The sequence below is a fragment of the Planctobacterium sp. R6 genome (assembly GCF_055755215.1).
Genome location: NZ_JBVTQY010000059.1, coordinates 1 through 19556, shown reverse-complemented (window position 1 = coordinate 19556; position 19556 = coordinate 1). Strand labels below are relative to the sequence as shown.

Genomic DNA, 19556 nt, shown 5'->3' with positions numbered 1-19556 from the left:
GAATCTGACGAATCTGACGAATCTGACGAATCTGACGAATCTGACGAATCTGACGAATCTGACGAATCTGACGAATCTGACGAATCCGACGAATCCGACGAATCTGACGAATCCGATGAATCTGACGAATCTGATAGTTCTGATGAAAGCGACGATTCAGAGCAATCACAGGACAACGACAATGACAGTTCTGACGATACTGGCAGTAATAATGAATCAGATACAGAAAACAATGATACTTCCGGAGATGGCAGTGATGATTCTTCCGGCGCTCAACAAGGTTCAGGACAGAGCAGCGGCTCTTCCGGCAACAACAATCAGCAAGGCTCGGGCACAACATCCGGCGGCAGCGATTCCGGCTCTATAGACACCACATCGGACGGCACACCATCGCTGGATACAAACACTAATACTCAATCAACGGGATTGGGCAACGAAACCTCACCACTCAATGATGAAACTGAACAGCTCAGAGATGAAGAGATCGAACAGGTTATCGACAATAACACACGGGTTTCCCCTGAGATCATTGCAGCCAGAACCGGTTCGGCTACCTACTCGACGCTGATCAGTAGTTCTTTATCGGGCAATCAGAATCCACGTAACCTCAATGTCAGTATTGGAGTGAACTTTGATACCTCTTTCAGTGAAGGAAATTTATCCGTTGAAGATAACGGGGGCAATTGGGATGCCGCATTCCAGGGCGTGATTGTTGAATCGGATCTGGAATTAGATATGACCCGTGTCACCTATGGCCAACCCGGCATTCCCAATTCCGTACAAGTGGGAACGGGTGACATTTCAGCCTTTTTTGCCAATGAAGGTGATGTATTAAATGGAAACTTTAGCTTAACTCAGGGCGGTAACAGAGTCAGCGGCAACTTCTTAATAAGGGAATAATGAAGGGTGGTAATGATGCAGAAACTTATGCAATTAAACAAAACTGGTTACTTCCTTTTCAGCTTATTATGCCTGTTCAGTTCGATAGCCGCTGCGGCTCCCACGGGTGAATTTCGTTATCCCGGTGATAATCATACCTTTAATGGGAACCTGCTGTTTTCCGGTAAAGTGGAAGACCCCGATGGAATTGGTTCGGTACGCTTGCGTTTTGACGGTAACGCCGCCCGCCAGATAACCGTGTGCAACAATTGTGGCAACACTGAATCCTTTACTGATGCCGGGATAAACCCGCGTGATTACAATCTCAGTATTGGCAGTCATCAGGCGCAAATTGTGGTCATCAAAAATGGCAGTGAGCGCGTCATCGACAGTGTGCGCTTTAGCTGGACGCCACCGGAAATATCCGGCATTGAGATCACCCGCATCTTTGGCTCTATCGAAATAAACTGGTCAGGACTCAGTGGCTACAGCCTGTATAATTTGTACGTCGCCTCAGAAGCTGAAATCAGCCCTAATAATATTGATAGCCTGCCCGACAGTGTCACATTTCGTGCTTTGCGCGCAACCTCTCAAACAATAGAGGATATCGATGACGAGCTGGGGCTTTTTGGCCTGATCACCGGCACAGATACCAGTGGTGAAAGTGCCTACAGTCAGATATTCCGCATTGAAGCACTGAACAACGAAGACCCTGAAGTAGTATCTGAAAACATCAGTGTCGACGAAGACAGCAGCGTAACGGGCAATGTGCTGAGCAACGACAGCGATCCGGAGGAACAACCCCTCACCGCTGAACTAAACTTTTCCCCAAACAATGGCGAAGTAACGCTCAGTGAAAATGGGGACTTTCGCTATCAACCAGCCCCTGATTTCAATGGCCAAGACAGTTTTACCTATGTCGTTAATGATCCCCAGGGCGGCTCAGAAATAGGTACAGTCAGTATTACAGTTCGTCCTGTGAATGACGCACCAACGGCTAATAACGATAGTTTTCAGGTGGCTGAAGATGCAATATTGTCAGTGTCAGCCAACAATGGACTATTGAGCAATGACTCAGATATAGACGGCGACAGCCTCAGCACCAGTGTTAGTCGCTTGCCAGACAATGGTACTTTGTCTCTGGACCAGGATGGTTCATTTAGCTACCAGCCAAATGCACAATTTTTTGGTACTGACAGCTTTAGTTACCAGCTAGATGACGGCAATGGCGCAACCGATACGGCAACGGTGACCATTGCAGTCGCTGCAGTTAATGACCTACCTGTGGCCGCGAATGATACTTACCAGGTTAATGAAGATAATGTTTTATCGGTTACCGACCCAACGCAAGGTGTATTGGCTAATGACAGTGACGCCGACCTACCGGGCGAGCAGCGATTTTCCGGGCTGACAACAACACTGCTCAGCCAACCGGGTAATGGAACCGTCAGCCTGCAATCAAACGGGACGTTCACTTATACTCCCGCCCCTGACTTTTTCGGTTCAGACAGCTTCAGCTATCAGGTTGCTGACAGTGAGGGTGAAACTGCAACAGCTACAGTATTGATTGAAGTACTCAGCCAGCCCGAATCGCCGATTGCAGAAGATGACTTTTACAGCATCAACGAAGATGAACCTTTATTGGTGGATGCGGCTTCGGGTGTACTGGCCAACGACGACAATATCACAGGGAATCAGTTCAGTGTCGCCGTTTTATCTGGTACACAGTCAGGAGATTTAAACCTCAATGGCGATGGCAGTTTTAGCTACACGCCTGACGAGAACTTCAACGGTACCGATGCTTTCAGTTATCAGCTGGTTTTTGCTGACGGCACTTCACAGGCAACGGTAACTATCGAGGTGGTTGCGGTTAACGACGCCCCGGTGGTTAACGACGATACCGCCACCACTGATGAAAATACGCCCGTCACTATTACGCCACTTGAAAACGACAGTGATCCTGATGGGGATACTTTGTCCGTTATCATCAACTCCGTGTCCTCCGGTAACGCCGTAGTATCCGCGGAGACAGATATCATATTCACCCCTGAAACCGATTTTGATGGCGAAGTCAGCATTAATTATTCTGCCTCTGATTCGTTGGGTGGCATAACCCAGGGAACGATTATCATCACGGTGTTGCCATCAAACGCTCCGCCGGTAGCGGTTGATGACCTGGTAGAAACCAATGAAGATACACCGGTGGTTATCTCGCCAATGGACAACGACAGCGACCCGAATGACGATACATTAACACTGAGTATTATTTCAGTAAGCGCCGGGACAGCGGAACTGGCTTCAACCACCAGCATTACTTATATACCGGAAGAAAACTTCAGCGGCACAGTTACATTGGCCTACCGAATCACGGACCCTTCAGACGCTTCTGCCGATGGTGTGATCACCATTAACGTTGTTCCGGTTAACGACCCCCCGGTGGCCCAGGACGATAGCTTTAGCATCGCTGAACGCGAAACCCTGGTATTTCAACCATTAGAAAACGACTCAGACATAGACAGTACGTCATTTAGCATTATTGCGGCCACGGCATTAACCGGAGAACTCACCTTTTCGGCAGACAGCATTACCTATGTTGCCCCACAAGAGCCTGGCACAGACACGATCACTTATACCATTGCTGATACAGAAGGCGAGCAGGCCAGTGCCACTATCAGCGTTACAATTACCAATGTGGATGATACCCCTGAGGCAGTCGACGACAGCGCTCAGACAGCGGAAGACACAGCCATCACCTTGCTTCCTCTGGAAAATGACTCTGATCCGGACGGCGATCCGTTAACTCTGGCGATTGTCTCGGTAACCGAAGGCAGCGCGCAAATAACATCAGAAGCGGCAATCGAGTTTACCCCTGATACAGATTTTAATGGCACAGCCAGTATCATATACAGTATTACCGATCCGGGTGGCAACAGTGCCAATGGCACAATTACTATTACAGTGACCGCCGTAAACGATGCCCCACAAGCGCAGGATGATGAAATTTCTGTCGCTGAAGAAGAAACTATTACTCTGACTCCCATGGACAATGACTCCGATGTTGATGGCGACTCACTGAGTATAATCAGTGCCCAGGCCACTTCCGGGGATGTCAGTTTCTCGGACACGGATATCACCTACACAGCGCCAGACACGCCGGGCGAAGACACTGTCACCTACACTATTTCAGATCCCGATGGTGAAACGGCCACAGCCACTATTAACATCACGATCAATAACGTTCAGGATGCCCCTGTTGCTGAAGATGACAGTGTATCGACCAATGAAGACACCGCCGTGGAGATTTCACCACTGGAAAACGACACGGATGAAGACGGCGATTCGCTGAGTGTAACAATTAACTCGGTAACCAATGGTTCTGCAGAAGTCACCGCATCAGAGACTATCATTTACAGCCCTGAAGACAACTTTTTCGGCACTGCCAGTATTGTTTACACTGCTACCGACACAGAGGGTAACAGTGATAGCGCCACTATTACGATCACCGTAACTCCAGTCAATGACGCACCAGACGCCAGAAATGATAGTGCGTCCACTAACGAAGATACATCTGTAACCGTCTCCCCGCTGGCCAATGACAGTGATGCAGAAAATGACCCCTTAACCATAGAAATAATCACCACCACTAACGGTACTTCGGTAGTCAATGCTGACAATAGTGTTACCTTCACCCCGGAGACAGATTTTAATGGTTCAGCCAGAATCAGCTATACCTTGTTTGATAGCAGCAATGCCAGTGACACCGCAAGAATTTCAATTACCGTTATCGCCGTTAACGATGCCCCTATCGCTACAGATGATACCGCCACAGTTGACGAGGGCGAATCTATCACCCTTACGCCACTGGATAACGACAGTGATGTGGAAGGTGATGATTTAAGTATCTCTGCGGCCTCAGCCCAAAATGGTGTCGTTACAATCTCAACCGATGCCCAATCTTTGACCTATACCGCTGAAACGAATTTCTCCGGCACCGACACCATCAGTTACACAGTAACGGATGGGACTGATTCTGACACGGGCACCATTACAGTGACAGTGAACAACGTAAACACGACACCTGTGGCCAAAAGTGATAGTTTTGACGTATTCGCTGGTGAAACAACAGAGCTGGATGTACTGGCCAATGATTCAGATGTCGATGGTGATACGCTGTCTATTACACAAGCATCAGCCACCCTTGGTACGGTCACTATCAGCAGTGATGAGTCGTTCATAAGCTATACCGCTCCATCGGATACCACAACAACGGATACTGTGAGCTATACCATCAGTGATCCCTCCGGGGCAACGGCATCATCAACCGCCTCCATATCTATTACACAACGAACTCTGGAAGGTGAGTTTGATACCGACGGCGATGGCAACTCCGATGTAACAGCCAGTGCAGATGGCAATGACTACACAGTGACATTTGGTGAAGATGTCGATGCTGTCTATTATCAGGAAGACGACAGTTTTGTCTCTGTTGCTGCCAATGATGAAGGCGTATTTGAGCTCACCATCGAAGGAACCAGTACGTCCGATAAAAGCGCGAAACAATTCGGCGGCATTAAATCCTCTGCACCAAGAGATTTTGTGTTGCCTGCCACAATCAATACGGTTTACTACACCATCAACGGTATCGAGTACTCATTTACCGTTTCGAACCTAAACAACGGCAATGCCAATGTTGCCTTTGGGCCACCTGCATCACTTAACGATGATTTTATTGGAATTGACAGTCACGACTTTTATGTTCGGCAACAATCATTCACTGGCCCTTTAAGGTTGGGTGTCGAAAACGGTGAGCATTACATCTTAAATGTCGGTGGTACCGGGATGGTCCGGGGCGCAGACTATGATCTGAATGTAACCTGGCAAGAAACTGACGGTGAACTGGATATTCAGTTTATTAACGCTGAAGAATTTACTGCACAGTTTAACGTCTATGACCTTGACGATGATAATTCTGACGGGGTGGCACTGCATGTCATAACTAAAGCCGAGGCCGACGCCTATGTTGCCGCACACAGTGATGCGATTGTATCTGTGTATATCACTGAAGCTCGTCAGGTATTCCGCTTTTTACGGGACAACAGAATATTTGTTGATGCAGAAATAGATTTGTATCTCAACTTCCGCATCGACAGCAGTGAAATACCGGAAATAACCAGCGCTGACGCCGGTGTGACACCTGACTTCCCCACGGAGAGAGAAACGCGACAGTTGTGGGATATTGACTCACTAAAAATTCAAAAACTAACCTATGACGATCTGGCCGCCGGTATCGCAACAGATGTTCCGCTATTTGACAACGATGAGTTTGAGGGTTTTATTGCTGATTTTTGTTATTTCTCAGAATCTGCGCAAACGCCCAAGACCGGAATGGGCACCTGCACCCATAGTGGCCAGGAATTCAACTGGAGTATCACCAGCGATGTGCTGACCCTGGATTTTGGCAATCAGATCAGTGCGGCTTATCGCTGGCTGGACGATTTAGCCGTTGAAAACACCTTTTCGGTTGAATTGACGGTTGGCACAGGTACAGAACAACAGCACTACAGTACCCATGTGTACTGGCTATCTGTTGCAACCATTTCAGATACCGAAACCACCAGCCTGCTATCCAATCACTATTTTGACAGTGCCTTTAGCAAGTCTAACCCTGATGCCAGAGACACGGATAAATCCATTAAAATCGACGAAACCTTTGGTTTCTACTTTGACGACAGTGGCCTTGGCAAAAACCTTAGCAGCCGCTTTGAGTTTGTCGGCACAACTCTGACAGACACAGATCGTCGTTGGGAATTGCACAGTGGTGCCATACATATCTCCAGCCTGTCCTCCCTGAGCAGTGGCAATGCATTTAGTTATGCCTACGATCAATGCACAGATAGCGATGATGCCAGTTGTTTTGCCTGGGAAGTCAGAGTCTGGTACCCGATCGCTGTCAGTGGCGACAGATTGTGGGTGTGGGAAATGGTGAAAATGAACCCTGAAGGCCCATTTTTTGATGGCGTGGTCAGTTACGAAGAGCACATCAGCCCGCGTATCAACTACTACGAACTCAATAGCCAAATTCCGGGAGCCCCTGATAGCATTAATTTCAATCAGGAACCCGTCTGGCATATGGTTGATTTTAACACCGATATCAATACCCCTGTCAGCAACCTGAATATGCTTAGCAACTTTGCTGATCCTGAGGCGAATGCACTGACAATATTGTCTGCGTCGGCCAATACAGGCACGCTGACGATTAATTCAGACAATAGTCTGAGCTATGTGCCGGAAGTGGATTTCATTGGTGATGTGGATTTTTATCTTGAAGTCTCTGACGGTATCAATCGGGTATACCCAGTTGGTGTCATTTCCGTGTTAACCGAAAATGTCGCGCCTGTGGCCAATAATGACAACGACACCGCATTCAGCGGTATTCAGACAGCCCTGTTCCCGCTGGACAATGATACTGATGAGAACGGCGATCTGTTAACCATTATCTCTGCCAGTACCGATGTGGGTGAGGTGGAAATCGACGACACCAATACCGAGCTGGACTTCACCGCACCGGCAAGTTTTGAGGGAACTGCCACCATTTCGTATACGATTTCAGATGGACGCACTGGTACAGACAGCGCCACTATCAGTGTGGCTGTAACCCTCCCCATTTTCAGTGGCAGTTACAATTTTGACGACTCCAACGTCGATGACTTTGTAATTAGCGTTGACGGCAGTGACTTTAAGGTGCTGTTTGGCGAAGAAGTGTCCGCTGTTTATTATGAGGTAGATGGTAAAACCCATGTAGTTGCACGCCATGCCGATGGTGCATTTGAGTTCGTTTACCCCTCTGGTGAAACTAATATTGCGCAACTTTATTATGTCATTGACGGCGTCACCTATAGTTTTGCGCCCGATGACCTGAGCCTGACTACGCCAAACCTGGTTTATTTTGGTGAAACGGACATCGAGAATGATTTTGCGGATAAAACCGAGTATTTGCTGATAACCCGGCACAGCACAGTCAATACAGCATTAGCTACAGGCTTTGAAAATGGATTTCTTTACGATTTACATAGTTCCGGTTCTGGCCGTCTCAGCACACCGACCTATACGGATACGGTGACCTGGAGCAAAGACAGCAATGGCAATGTTAGCGTCAATTTTGATACCCCGGTGGCAGAAACCATTTACTACAATGTGTATGATCTGGACGACGAAGTAAATAATGACGGTTCACTGGGTGTTATCACCCGGGCTGAAGCTGACGCCTATGTCGCAGCACACAACGATAACTTTGTGCCTGTAAATATCACAACTACCGGCCATGAACTCGATGCCATCCGACTGCACGGCTACTATTACGAAGTTAACATTACATTGCATCAGATATTCCAGATAGACAGCGGTACCTATCCGGAAATTACTTCTGCCAGTAGTGGCGTGGCAATCAGTTATTCCGGTGATTATCAGGAAATGCTGGATACCAGTAAATTCGACTTTTTACCTCTCACCACCAGTGACATTGAAGGCAGCCAGTTTGTCCCCGTAGCCATAGCTGATAGCTCCGGCAACTTTGAACAATTTGCCAGCGATATGTGTTCCTTTACAGAGAGTTCAGCGGGCAGTGATGCTGGCTCCGGAAGTTGCAGTATCACGGAACAATCTTTTAGCTGGTCTGTTGAAACCGACGGTTCGGTAGCAGTAGATTTTGGCAATTCGCTAAGTGCCGTTTATCGCTGGCTGGACCACAGTGATGTAGAAAACACTGTATTCGTTAAAGCCTCAGATACAAACAACAAGATCTACTCTACCCTTGATTACTGGTTAGTACCGGAGGCAACGACTACCTCAGAAATTAATGCCCTGATTAATGGTAACTATCTGGAAATTGGCGACAACCTGAGTAATCCATTTAACTTTGATCACGATGGTTTACTCAACGACTCCATCGGCAATGGTTACTATTTTGATAATTCCGGATTGTCTAAGGCGCTATCCACCTACTTCGATCACGATAACGATACCGTCGTCTCTGATTACGATATGCAATGGCAAATCAATGCTGGTGCCGAAGTGGTGATCTCAGCACTCAGTAATTATAATTCGTCAGATACCTTTCGTTATCAATATTCGCAATGTACTGACAGTGACAATCAAAGCTGTTATGTCTGGCAATCGCGTTACTGGCTGCCGATTCGTCTGGAAGGAAATCGAATTTGGGTGTTGGATTACGAAGTCAGAGATCAATATCAGGGCTATTCGTATGGACCGCCGAATCTTGAATTATCTGACTACCCTAAAATCAGATTCTATGAACCCAGGAACGATATACCGGGTGAACCTAACTCAATTAGTTTTAATCAGGAACCGATATTCACTGAGCCAGGGTTTTCGACAACGTTAAATACGGTAGCTAATTTTGACATATTAAGTCACGTAACCGACCCTGAGTCTGATCCAGTCACCTTAATTGACGTGGAAGTGGCTTCAGGCACAGTTATCATTAATACTGATGAAACCATCACCTATACACCTGCTACCTCGTTTAGCGGTACAGTTCAGATGAAACTAGTCGTTAGTGACGGAATTAATACAACGACTTTCTTTAGCTATCTATCGGTGCATGGTGCCAATAATGCCCCAATTGCCAACAATGATACGGTCAACGCTGTAGGTAGCCATATATACAGTTACCAGGTACTCAGTAATGATACTGACGCCGACAGTGACCCACTGACTATCACCAGCCTATCCACAACGGCTTCCGGCTTTAATATCAGCAGCGACAATGCTGCAATAGAATACAACGCTCCTGCTTCACTGACTGCGACTGAAACGGTGACTTATACTGTCAGTGACGGTAATGGCGGTACAGACAGCGCAACCTTAACCGTTAATCTTGTGCCCAACTCTGCGCCGGTGGCAGTTGATGATAACCTGTCAGATGTCACGGTAGGCACAGCTGCCAGCCTGTTTCCGCTGAGTAATGACACGGATGCCGATGGAGACAGTTTGACCATTACGGCCGCATCCAGTGTTTCAGGAAGTGCGGTAATCAGTGGCGACGGTTTAAGTCTGTCTTTTACCTCTGCCACGGCAGGTGCCAATTCGATTAATTACACGGTATCCGACGAATACGGTGGCAGTGATACAGGGGTTATTTCCCTCAACGCAATTACAGCAGGTAATATCGCCCCTGTGGCCAATAACGACAGTTATGTCGTTACCCCCAGTTCAGTGAACAACCTGACACCATTAAGCAATGATACAGACGCCAACAGCGATTCCCTCGTAATTACCTCCTCCAGCGCCAGCGTAGGCACATCTGTGATCTCCAATGGTGGGCTTAATATTGATTATACAGCTACCGCCAGTACCGGCTCGGACACCATCAGTTATACTATTTCAGACGGTAATGGCGGTACTGACAGTGCCAGCATAAGTATTACCATCAATAATGCACCCGATGCAGTGAATGACAGCTTCTCGGGTTTGGAAGATCAATCTCACACACTTTCCCCATTGAGCAATGATTCCGATGCCGATGGTGATAGCTTTGTGATAACCAGTGTCAATGCCTCTGCAGGTACGGCGATAAAACTCAACGACAGTCAGATTTCCTATTCTAATCCAACTGCCGGTGCCGCCACCATAACTTACCAGATAACGGATGCGTATGGCTTAACCGACAGCGCCAGCATCAGCTTTACCGTGACCAATCGCCCAACAGCAGTAAATGACAGTATCACCATTAATGAACTCGCCACCCTGTCTATTTCACCATTAGACAATGATACAGATGTAGAATCCGCAAACAGTGCTTTGATACTCACCAGTGTCAGCGGTTCTGCCGGCAGTGCCAGTATTGAGTCCGGTGACCGAACCGTCAGCTATACCGCCACATTACAATCAGCACTCACAGGTAATCAGGACTTTATTACCTACATTGTAGAAGATGAAGATGGCGGCACAGATTCAGGCACTATTACCATCAATGTGAACGCAATTCCTGTTGTACAAAACGATATTGATACCGTCGAACAAGGCACTACTGTCACCTTATCCCCATTGAGTAATGACAGTGACAGTGACAGTGATCCATTGACCATCAGCAGTGCTTCAGCCACCAACGGGAATGTCAGTATCACGGGTTCCGGTACGACTCTGGACTATACCGCTCCGGCTGGCGCTGCGACGACAGACACCATCAGTTACACGGCATCCGATGGCAATGGCGGCTCAGCATCTGGCAGCATCACCATTACCGTCACCAATAACTCGCCGGTTTCAGTTAATGATAACTACACCCTGCTTTCCGTCAGTGGAATTAGCGCAACGGTGGAAAGTACCGTAGGCGTGCTGGCCAATGATACCGACCCCAACGCTGACTCACTGACTGCATCCATTGTCAGTAACCCGGCCTATGCCAGTACCTTTACATTAAATGCAGATGGCTCATTTAGTTATGAGCACAACAGCAGCAATAATTTATCAGACTCCTTTGTTTATCAGGTGTCCGATGGCACCTACACGACTCAGGGTACAGCATCACTTACCATCAAACGCGCGAACTTTACTCCAGATGTATGCACCATACCGGCAGCTTATGCCCAGGCAGGGGAAAGTTACAGTCAAACCTTTAAAGTACTTGATCACGATGAAGAAAATCAAACCTTCAGTATTTCCGGAGAGCCTGCATGGATGACCCTGAACACCATTGATGGCATCACCGCCACCCTGACTGGCACACCGACTACCAGTGATGTAGGCACAACCACCATTACCTTTAGTTCCACCGATGGTTTTGATTCAGACTCAGTGACATTCGATCTGACTGTGGTCGAAGAATTTGCCACCAGCAATAATCTGGACTTTGATTTTGGTGGTACAACCGAAGTGGTTTATGACGCCGTAATAGACAATTACGGCAACATTGTGGTGGTGGGCACCTCTGATGGCGACTTTGCGGTAACCCGTCTACTCAGAGACGGCACCACAGATAGTGCTTTCAATTCAGGAGCTGTGAAAACCTATGATTTCGGGGGAGCTGATGATGTCGCCATCAGTGTCAAAGTCCGTCCCGACAACGGATTGATCATTGCCGGACATACCAATGCCGCAGGCGCCTCAGATTACGATTTCGCAGTGATGGCACTACACAGTGATGGCTCGCTGGATAATAATTTTAGTACAGACGGCATTCATACCCTTGATGCCGGTGGTTTCAGTGGTAATGACTTACTGGCAGAAGTGTTGGTCCACGACAATGCAGATATCACCTTAGTTGGCCAATCCTTTGAAAGTGGTAACTATAAGCTTATCGCAGTGCAGTTAAATAGCGGGGGCAGTATCGATAGCAGCTTTAACAGTGGCTCTGCGCTGAGTATTTACGGGATTGATGATGTCAATCCGGAAGCCGCCATCGAAGACGGTGAAGGTAATATTTATGTTATCGCTCACGGTAGCAATAACACCGACAGTGATATCATCCTGGCGCGTTTCAGCGTTGATGATGGTTCCGACAATGATTTTGCCAACGCCGAGAGCTATGCGCCGCTATTTTACTTCAACGATAGCGCTGATGAGTATGGTTACGACCTCGCCTTTGACATTGATGGGAATATTATAGTCGCCGGAACCCAGGACGATGATTTTGCTCTGTATAAGTTTACCGTCACCTGGGATAATACGAATTCAGAATGGGATGTAGCACAAGACAGCAGTTTTAACTCGTCAACCGGTGAAAACATCATTGATCTTAATGGCGCATCCACAGATTTTGCCTACAGCATGGTGCCCGACTACCGAGGCAACTACTATATCGCCGGGAAACAAGGTACCAATACCAGCATCATTCGTATCTCTGCTGACGGGACACTGGATACCAGTTATGGCACCAGTGGTGTTAAAACCCTGAGTTTGTCCAGTGGGGTCAGCAACACGCCGACGATTTTACGCACCGATGCCATGGGACAATTGCTGATTTTTGATACGGAGGATGCCGGTAGTGATGCGCATATTTCCGTGACGTTTGACTATATTCTGGCAGCACCGTCATTTGGGTTTTGTGACTATACAGGAGAATATCGCGCTACCAGCAATAAAACTCAGGATCAGGCAATCGACATAACCAAAGCCAGTGACAACAACTACTTTATTGCCGGATGGAGTCTCGGCCAGGATGACAGCAACAAAGATTTCGTGGTGATAAAAACTGATGACCAGGGCAACTTCGACACCGCCTTTGGCGATCATGGCTACGTCCGAATAGATGCGGGTGCATCTACCTCCATTACCCCCTATGACGTTATCGGATTGGGAAGTCAGGATCTGGTGATTGCAGGCGTTGAAACCGGCACAGATGATTTGTATCTTGCCAAACTAACCAGTAGTGGTGAACTGGACAGCGGCTTCGATTCTGATGGCATCAGAGATTTTGGTGGGAGTGTCAGCTTAACCCCGTCACAAGGTTTATATCATTCCGCCACAGATACATTCTTAATAGCAGGCAAAGATGGCAGCAATTTTTATCCCTGGGTGTACCGTTTTAATGCCGATGGCAGTGATGATAATAGTTTTGGTGCGGGCACCAACATCTCCTCGGCTGACGCAGGGGTAAACTACACAGTGCTGAACGATGCTAACTTCAGTGTCTATGATATGGTGCAGTTAAACTCAGGTGACATATACCTGATTGGCGGCTATTTCGACACCTACAACAAAGCGGCACTGATTAAAATGGATGCCGACGGGCTGATAGACACAGGTTTTGGTAGCAGTGGTATTCAGACTTTTGACCAGGGCTCGGCGCATGTGGGTTTCACAGGGGCCACCGATGGGACTTCCATTTACATCCTGAGCAAAGATACCAGTTCCCAGGCCGCCTCTGTTATTAAGGTGAATGCCGCTGGCAGCCTGGACAGCAGCTTTGATGACGATGGCCTGTTAGCGCTGAATAACTATGAGATTTCAGCTACCTCCACCTCATCAATGCAAACAGACAGTAGCGGCGACTTGTGGATACAGGTGTCCAAAAACGGTAGCCAGGAAAGCATGGTCAAACTCACCTCAAATGGGGTATTTGACAGTAGCTTTGTCAATGCCGGGAGCACGCAGTTCTCTCACGGAGTATTCAATTGGGGCAGTATCGCCGGATTTGCACTGACAGCGTCAGACGAAGCATTGCTTTTTGGCACCACCAACAATGATTTTACCCTGGTCACTATGTCTGCTATCGGCGAAGTTAATAATCACGATAATCAAATAGTGTTCGACCATGGCTACGGTGAACACGCATTGGCGATTGCGCTGGATGCTTATTCAGGGCCGATATTGGCAGGCTATGGCCGAAACCTCACAGATTATGACGACGATATGGCCATCGCTAAATTTGATAATTCGGGCAATGGCGACAATAGTTTTGGTTCCTACGGTCAAACCGCCAACGCCATTGAAATGTACAGTCCAAACAATGAATCCAGCCAATTCCATGGTTTCAGTGTGAGCAACGCAGGACAATATTTTGCCACAGGTGAAAGTCAAGCCGATGTTAATATAGTAGTTAAAAACACCTTAAGTAAAAATAAGCAGCTTAATTCAAAATCCGGCCTGAAGTTGAATAGCCTTAATACCGACATATACAACGCCCGAATCGCATCTGACAATGCCGTTATTGATATTTTATCCTACGGTACGGGGCTAATTGATTTGCTTAGTGGTTCGAATGATCTGTTAGGTGGCCAGTATCTGGCAGATGATGGTTACCTATATGTAGTAGGTAGCACCAACAATATAGGAGTGGCTTTCCGCTATGATCCCTTTGGCAGTTTTGATAGCAGCTTCAACTCGTCCTCGGGCACCATTGAACTGAGCAGCTATTCCGATAGCTATCTGACGGCGATTACGTCTACTTCAGATGGTAGTTTAGTCGCAGTTGGCTATTACGATAATAGCGGTGATATCGATGGTCTGATCGTTAAGTTCTCACCAGATGGAACCCTGGATAGCAGCTTTAGCGGTGATGGCATTTATGAATATCAGGTAGCCAGTTCTGAACAGCGTTTCTTTGACGTTACTGTAGATGGCGATGGCGTCATCTATGCCGTTGGTGAATCAAACGATGACATGTTGGTGGTCGCACTGGATAATCAGGCCACGCTGGCGGAGTCCTGGAATTCGACCGGAATCCTAACCTCGGATATTGATTCATCATCAATCGACACGGCAACAGCGGTAAATGTGGACGCCTTTGGTGCGCTATTCATATTAGTGAACACTGAAAATGAATTTACCTTGCTACGCTACAAACCTAACGGTACTTTAATAAGTGATTTTGGTGGGGTACGGCGCTATTCCCCAATCAACAAGATGCGCGATATTGCCATAGACTCTATGGGTAACGTATTTGTGACAGGGAGTACCCAGGTGGACCAGCAATGGCAGTTTTTTACGGTTAGATTCCCAATTGCGGCAGGCCCTTATCAAAAAGAAGAAGAAAATTAATGAAACTAACATTTTATGGGGTTCGTGGCTCAATCCCCTCCCCCGGGCCTGAATACGTAATATACGGTGGCAATACTGCCTGTTGCCACGTTGAACTGAATGACGGTACCGACATTATTCTTGACGCTGGCACCGGCATTAAAAAATTGGGAGAAAAACTGGCCAAATCCGATAAGGAAATTCATCTGCTTCTCACTCACAATCATTGGGATCACATTCAGGGGTTTCCTTTCTTTGTTCCCATTTACATTCCAGGGCGCAAGATTTTTGTGACACCGGGTTTAACAACCCCGGACGAACCCGAAGCCTTTCTGAAACAGATGGGCGGCAGTTACTTTCCGGTAAAATACAGTTCATTGCAGTCGGATATTCAAATTGTCAGTTATCCCAAAGAGCAAATCAGCTGGAAACTCAACAGCGCAACTATTACCCGTCATTCTATGAACCATCCAGGTAGTGGCAGCTCCTACCTGATCGAAGCCGACGGGGCCAAAATTGCCTACATCACAGATAATGAGTTATATCCTCCCTATCAAAAAGAAACCGATTTTTTAGAATGGGTGTCATTCTCGGAAAAAGCCGACCTGATTATCCATGATGCCCAATATATGCTGTCCGATATGCCAGCCAAATCCGGATGGGGGCATTCAGTGGCAGAGGAAGCCGTAAAACTGGCTATGGCCAGCCGCGCGAAAAGACTGGCACTTTACAGTCACGACCACATCCGCACAGATAAGGATATTGAAAAGGTGGAGACCCACTGTCGTGATGTCATTGAAGTCGCCCAATCCGATCTGGATCTGTTTGCTGCGCGGGAAGGCATGTGTATCGATTTCGATAAACCATGACCGCGATCAGAACGCTCAGGGAACATCGCAGAGCCATCCTGGCCGGTTTCGGCCTGGTGTTTTTGGTGTTTTTGTTGCAGTTCTATGTATCGCGCTATCCCAATACTCCCCTGGCATTGCAATTCAATCGTATCGACGGCTTCATTTTTGATCTGCGTTTAAAGTCCACACTGGACAATCGCTCTACCGGGTTTGCTGACATCGTCATAGTTGATCTGGATGGCAAAACCATGGAGGCTATTGGCTGGCCCTGGCCAAGAGCCCGACTTGCAGAGTTAGTGTATAACCTGGCGGATATGGGAGCCGTGGTAGTGGTATTCGACGTGTTATTTGCCGACCGGGAGCGCAATCCTGCCCGGGAAGTACACCAGGCGCTGGCCCAAAAAGCGTTAGCGCTGAATGATGTGGTCAATTTAATCGAAGAAATGGATGGTGATAAAGCATTCATGGAAAGTTTTGACGCCACAGATGTTATGTTTAGCTATCTGTTGAATCAAAGTGATTTACGCCGTGGTGTCTTACCCACACATAACATCAGCAGTGATCATCCTCCTGCTCAGCTGGGTATCATCAATTACTCCGGGTTTGAATCCAGCATTCCTGAATTTCACGATGCTTCCGTAGGTGAAGGTTTCATGAACTCCTCACCTGATTCTGATGGATTTATTCGACGCAGCCCATTAGTGTTGCGTTATGGCAACAAATTGCTGCCTTCCATCTCTCTGGAAGCTGCCAGACTCTACGCACTGGCAGACAGTATCGAAGTTAAAACACAACAAGCGGGTAATCTGGTTAATGTCGAAGGCATCAAAATAGGTAATCAGCTCATTCCCACTGACGCCGAAGGACGGGTGTTAATACCCTATCGCGGCCCACAATTCAGCTTTCCTTATATATCTGCCATCGACGTGCTGAATAATCAGGTCAAGAATCCGGACATTTTTGACAGTTCGGTGGTTTTCATTGGTACCTCTGCGGTAGGTTTAGCGGATTTGCGTTCAACGCCTGTGGGTGTGCAGTTCCCTGGCGTAGAAGTCCATGCCAATGTACTGGAAGGTTTGTTAGACCCCAGCATACTGAAGTATCGACCCGACTGGTGGGAAGCCTCAGTGGCCCTTTATATCATCATTCTGGGTATCATCCTGGCTTTAATGATGCCACTTTTGGGACCCTCCTGGATGGCAATTACCGGCATTATTGCGCTGGGTGGCAGTATTTATGGCAATGTTTTGTTGTGGACAGACGCCAATATCGCATTGCCAATGGCTTCATCGATCTTATTGGTACTGCTGCTCATGATGTATAACATAGGCACCGGTTTTTTTGCTGAAAATAAACGGCGTCAACAAATCAAAGGTATTTTTGATCAATACGTACCACCGGCCCACATTGACAAAATGCTGGAAGAACCCGACAGCGTCTCCATGGAAGGGGAACGGAAGGAACTATCCGTGCTGTTTTCTGACATTCGCAGCTTTACCACAATATCCGAAAAGCTCTCCGCAAATGAACTGAAATTACTACTGAATCGGTATTTCGATCCCATAACCGAAACCATCTTTACGCACCAGGGCACCATTGATAAATATGTTGGTGACATGGTAATGGCATTTTGGGGGGCTCCGCTGGATGACCCCAGACACGCCCAAAATGCGGTCGAAACGGCGTTCGAAATGCTGCGCATAACCGCCCGATTGCGAAAAGAGTTTAAAGCGGACGGATTGCCGGAAGTCAAGGTTGGCATAGGAATCAATACCGGTGATATGAACGTCGGTGACATGGGTTCCACCTTCAGAAAAGCCTACACCGTTTTAGGCGATGCGGTAAATTTGGGCTCCAGACTGGAAGGACTGACCAAATTCTACGGTGTCGAACTGCTGGTCAGTGAGGCTACGATAAACCAATGTGAGGGTATCCCCCACCGCAGAATTGATCGTGTTAAAGTAAAAGGTAAAAATGAAGCCGTTGCTATCGTTGAACCCATTGCCCCTGAGCGTATAAACGACACCTTTGAACAAGAGTTGACGGCGTACCACAAAGCCTATAACAGTTACCTGGCGCAGCAATGGCAACAAGCCAGTGAGCAATTTAAGCAACTTACTGAAGCAAACCCGAAAGATATCCTTTACACTTTGTATTTAGAGCGCATTGAACTACTAAAAGACCAAACATTACCCGATGACTGGGATGGTAGTTACACCCACACGTCGAAGTAGGAGCACCTGATGGAAGTCGATAAAACGTTACTGGAATTGGTACATGTTGGCATCGAGTTGTCTACGGAAAATGACACCACCAAACTGCTGGAAAAGATTTTATTGGCGGCCAAACGATTATCCAATGCCGACGGTGGTACCATTTATGGGGTAACCGCAGAAAAACAATTAAAGTTCGACACACTTTTTAATGACAGCATGGAAATGTATATGGGCGGCTCATCAGGTACCCCCATTCCCTTCCCGGCAATCCCCATATTTAAAGAAGACGGCACGGTGAATACGTCCGCGTTGGTGGCGCATTCCGCAGCCATACAGAAAGTAATCAATATTGAAGATGTTTATTCGGTGACCGAATACGATTTGTCCGGGCCTCGTACTATGGACAGTAAAACCGGTTATCACACCCAGTCAGTACTTTGTATTCCCATGACCAATCACGAAGGGGATTTGAATGGGGTCCTGCAACTGATCAATGCGCAGGACCAGCAGGACCGGGTTATTGCGTTCTCACCCGATGTGGAAAAATCCATCAGAGCACTCGCCTCACTTGCCGCAGTTGCGTTAACCAACAGGCAATTGATAGACAGTATGGAAAATCTGTTTCAGTCATTCACCCGTCTTATCGCTCAGGCCATCGATGAAAAGTCCCCTTACACAGGCGGGCACTGCCGCCGGGTTCCTGAACTGACCATGATGATCGCAGATGCCGTATGCCGCTACAGTGACGGCCCCCTCAAAGATTTTGACATGAGCGAAGAAGAAAAGAACGAACTCAGTATTGCAGGATGGCTTCACGATTGCGGCAAGATTGCCACGCCTGAATACGTTATGGATAAATCCAAAAAGCTGGAATGCGTCTTTGATCGCATAGACATGGTTAAAACCCGGTTTGAAGTGGCAAAACGCGACACAGAGCTCAGCTACCTGCGCAAAATAGCCTCGGCTACGGAAGGTGAAAAAACGCAACTCCAGGACGCCCTGCAACAGGAATTACAGCAAATCACTGACGACTACCTGTTTGTGGAAAAAGCCAATACCCCCCTGTGTCAGGATAGTTGTCGCCTCAGTTTTTCGTATTGTTAGACAGGGGGTGGATGACAGGTTTGAGTGA

5 protein-coding genes are annotated in these 19556 nt (G+C 47.5%); all 5 read left to right on the top strand.

All coding sequences use genetic code 11. The annotated features are described in order from the left end of the window. Window positions 1-900, top strand: a 900-nt coding sequence (locus tag AC0J20_RS21825) for a hypothetical protein (protein WP_473023355.1), incomplete at its 5' end; no start/stop codon positions are given. Between the two features lie 27 nt (window positions 901-927). After that, entirely contained in the window at window positions 928-15378 is a 14451-nt protein-coding gene (locus tag AC0J20_RS21820; RefSeq protein WP_473023354.1) for an Ig-like domain-containing protein, read from the top strand. Further along, window positions 15378-16226 carry an MBL fold metallo-hydrolase gene (locus tag AC0J20_RS21815; protein WP_229529278.1) on the top strand — a complete coding sequence of 283 codons (849 nt, stop codon included), beginning with the start codon at window positions 15378-15380 and terminating at the stop codon, window positions 16224-16226. Before AC0J20_RS21820 ends, AC0J20_RS21815 begins: the two co-directional genes overlap by 1 nt. Next, window positions 16223-18442, top strand: a complete 2220-nt coding sequence (locus AC0J20_RS21810) for a CHASE2 domain-containing protein (protein WP_473023353.1) — start codon at window positions 16223-16225, stop codon at window positions 18440-18442. The genes AC0J20_RS21815 and AC0J20_RS21810 overlap by 4 nt, the downstream gene beginning before the upstream one ends. A gap of 9 nt (window positions 18443-18451) precedes the next feature. After that, window positions 18452-19528, top strand: a complete 1077-nt coding sequence (locus tag AC0J20_RS21805) for a GAF domain-containing protein (RefSeq protein ID WP_473023352.1) — start codon at window positions 18452-18454, stop codon at window positions 19526-19528. The last annotated feature ends 28 nt before the right edge of the window (window positions 19529-19556 follow it).

Excerpts from the sequence above, each read along its gene's own strand:
- AC0J20_RS21810 (WP_473023353.1), top strand. The coding sequence starts at position 16,223 with ATGACCGCGATCAGAACGCTCAGGGAACATCGCAGAGCCATCCTGGCC.
- AC0J20_RS21815 (WP_229529278.1), top strand. The coding sequence starts at position 15,378 with ATGAAACTAACATTTTATGGGGTTCGTGGCTCAATCCCCTCCCCCGGG.
- AC0J20_RS21820 (WP_473023354.1), top strand. The coding sequence starts at position 928 with ATGCAATTAAACAAAACTGGTTACTTCCTTTTCAGCTTATTATGCCTG.
- AC0J20_RS21805 (WP_473023352.1), top strand. The coding sequence starts at position 18,452 with ATGGAAGTCGATAAAACGTTACTGGAATTGGTACATGTTGGCATCGAG.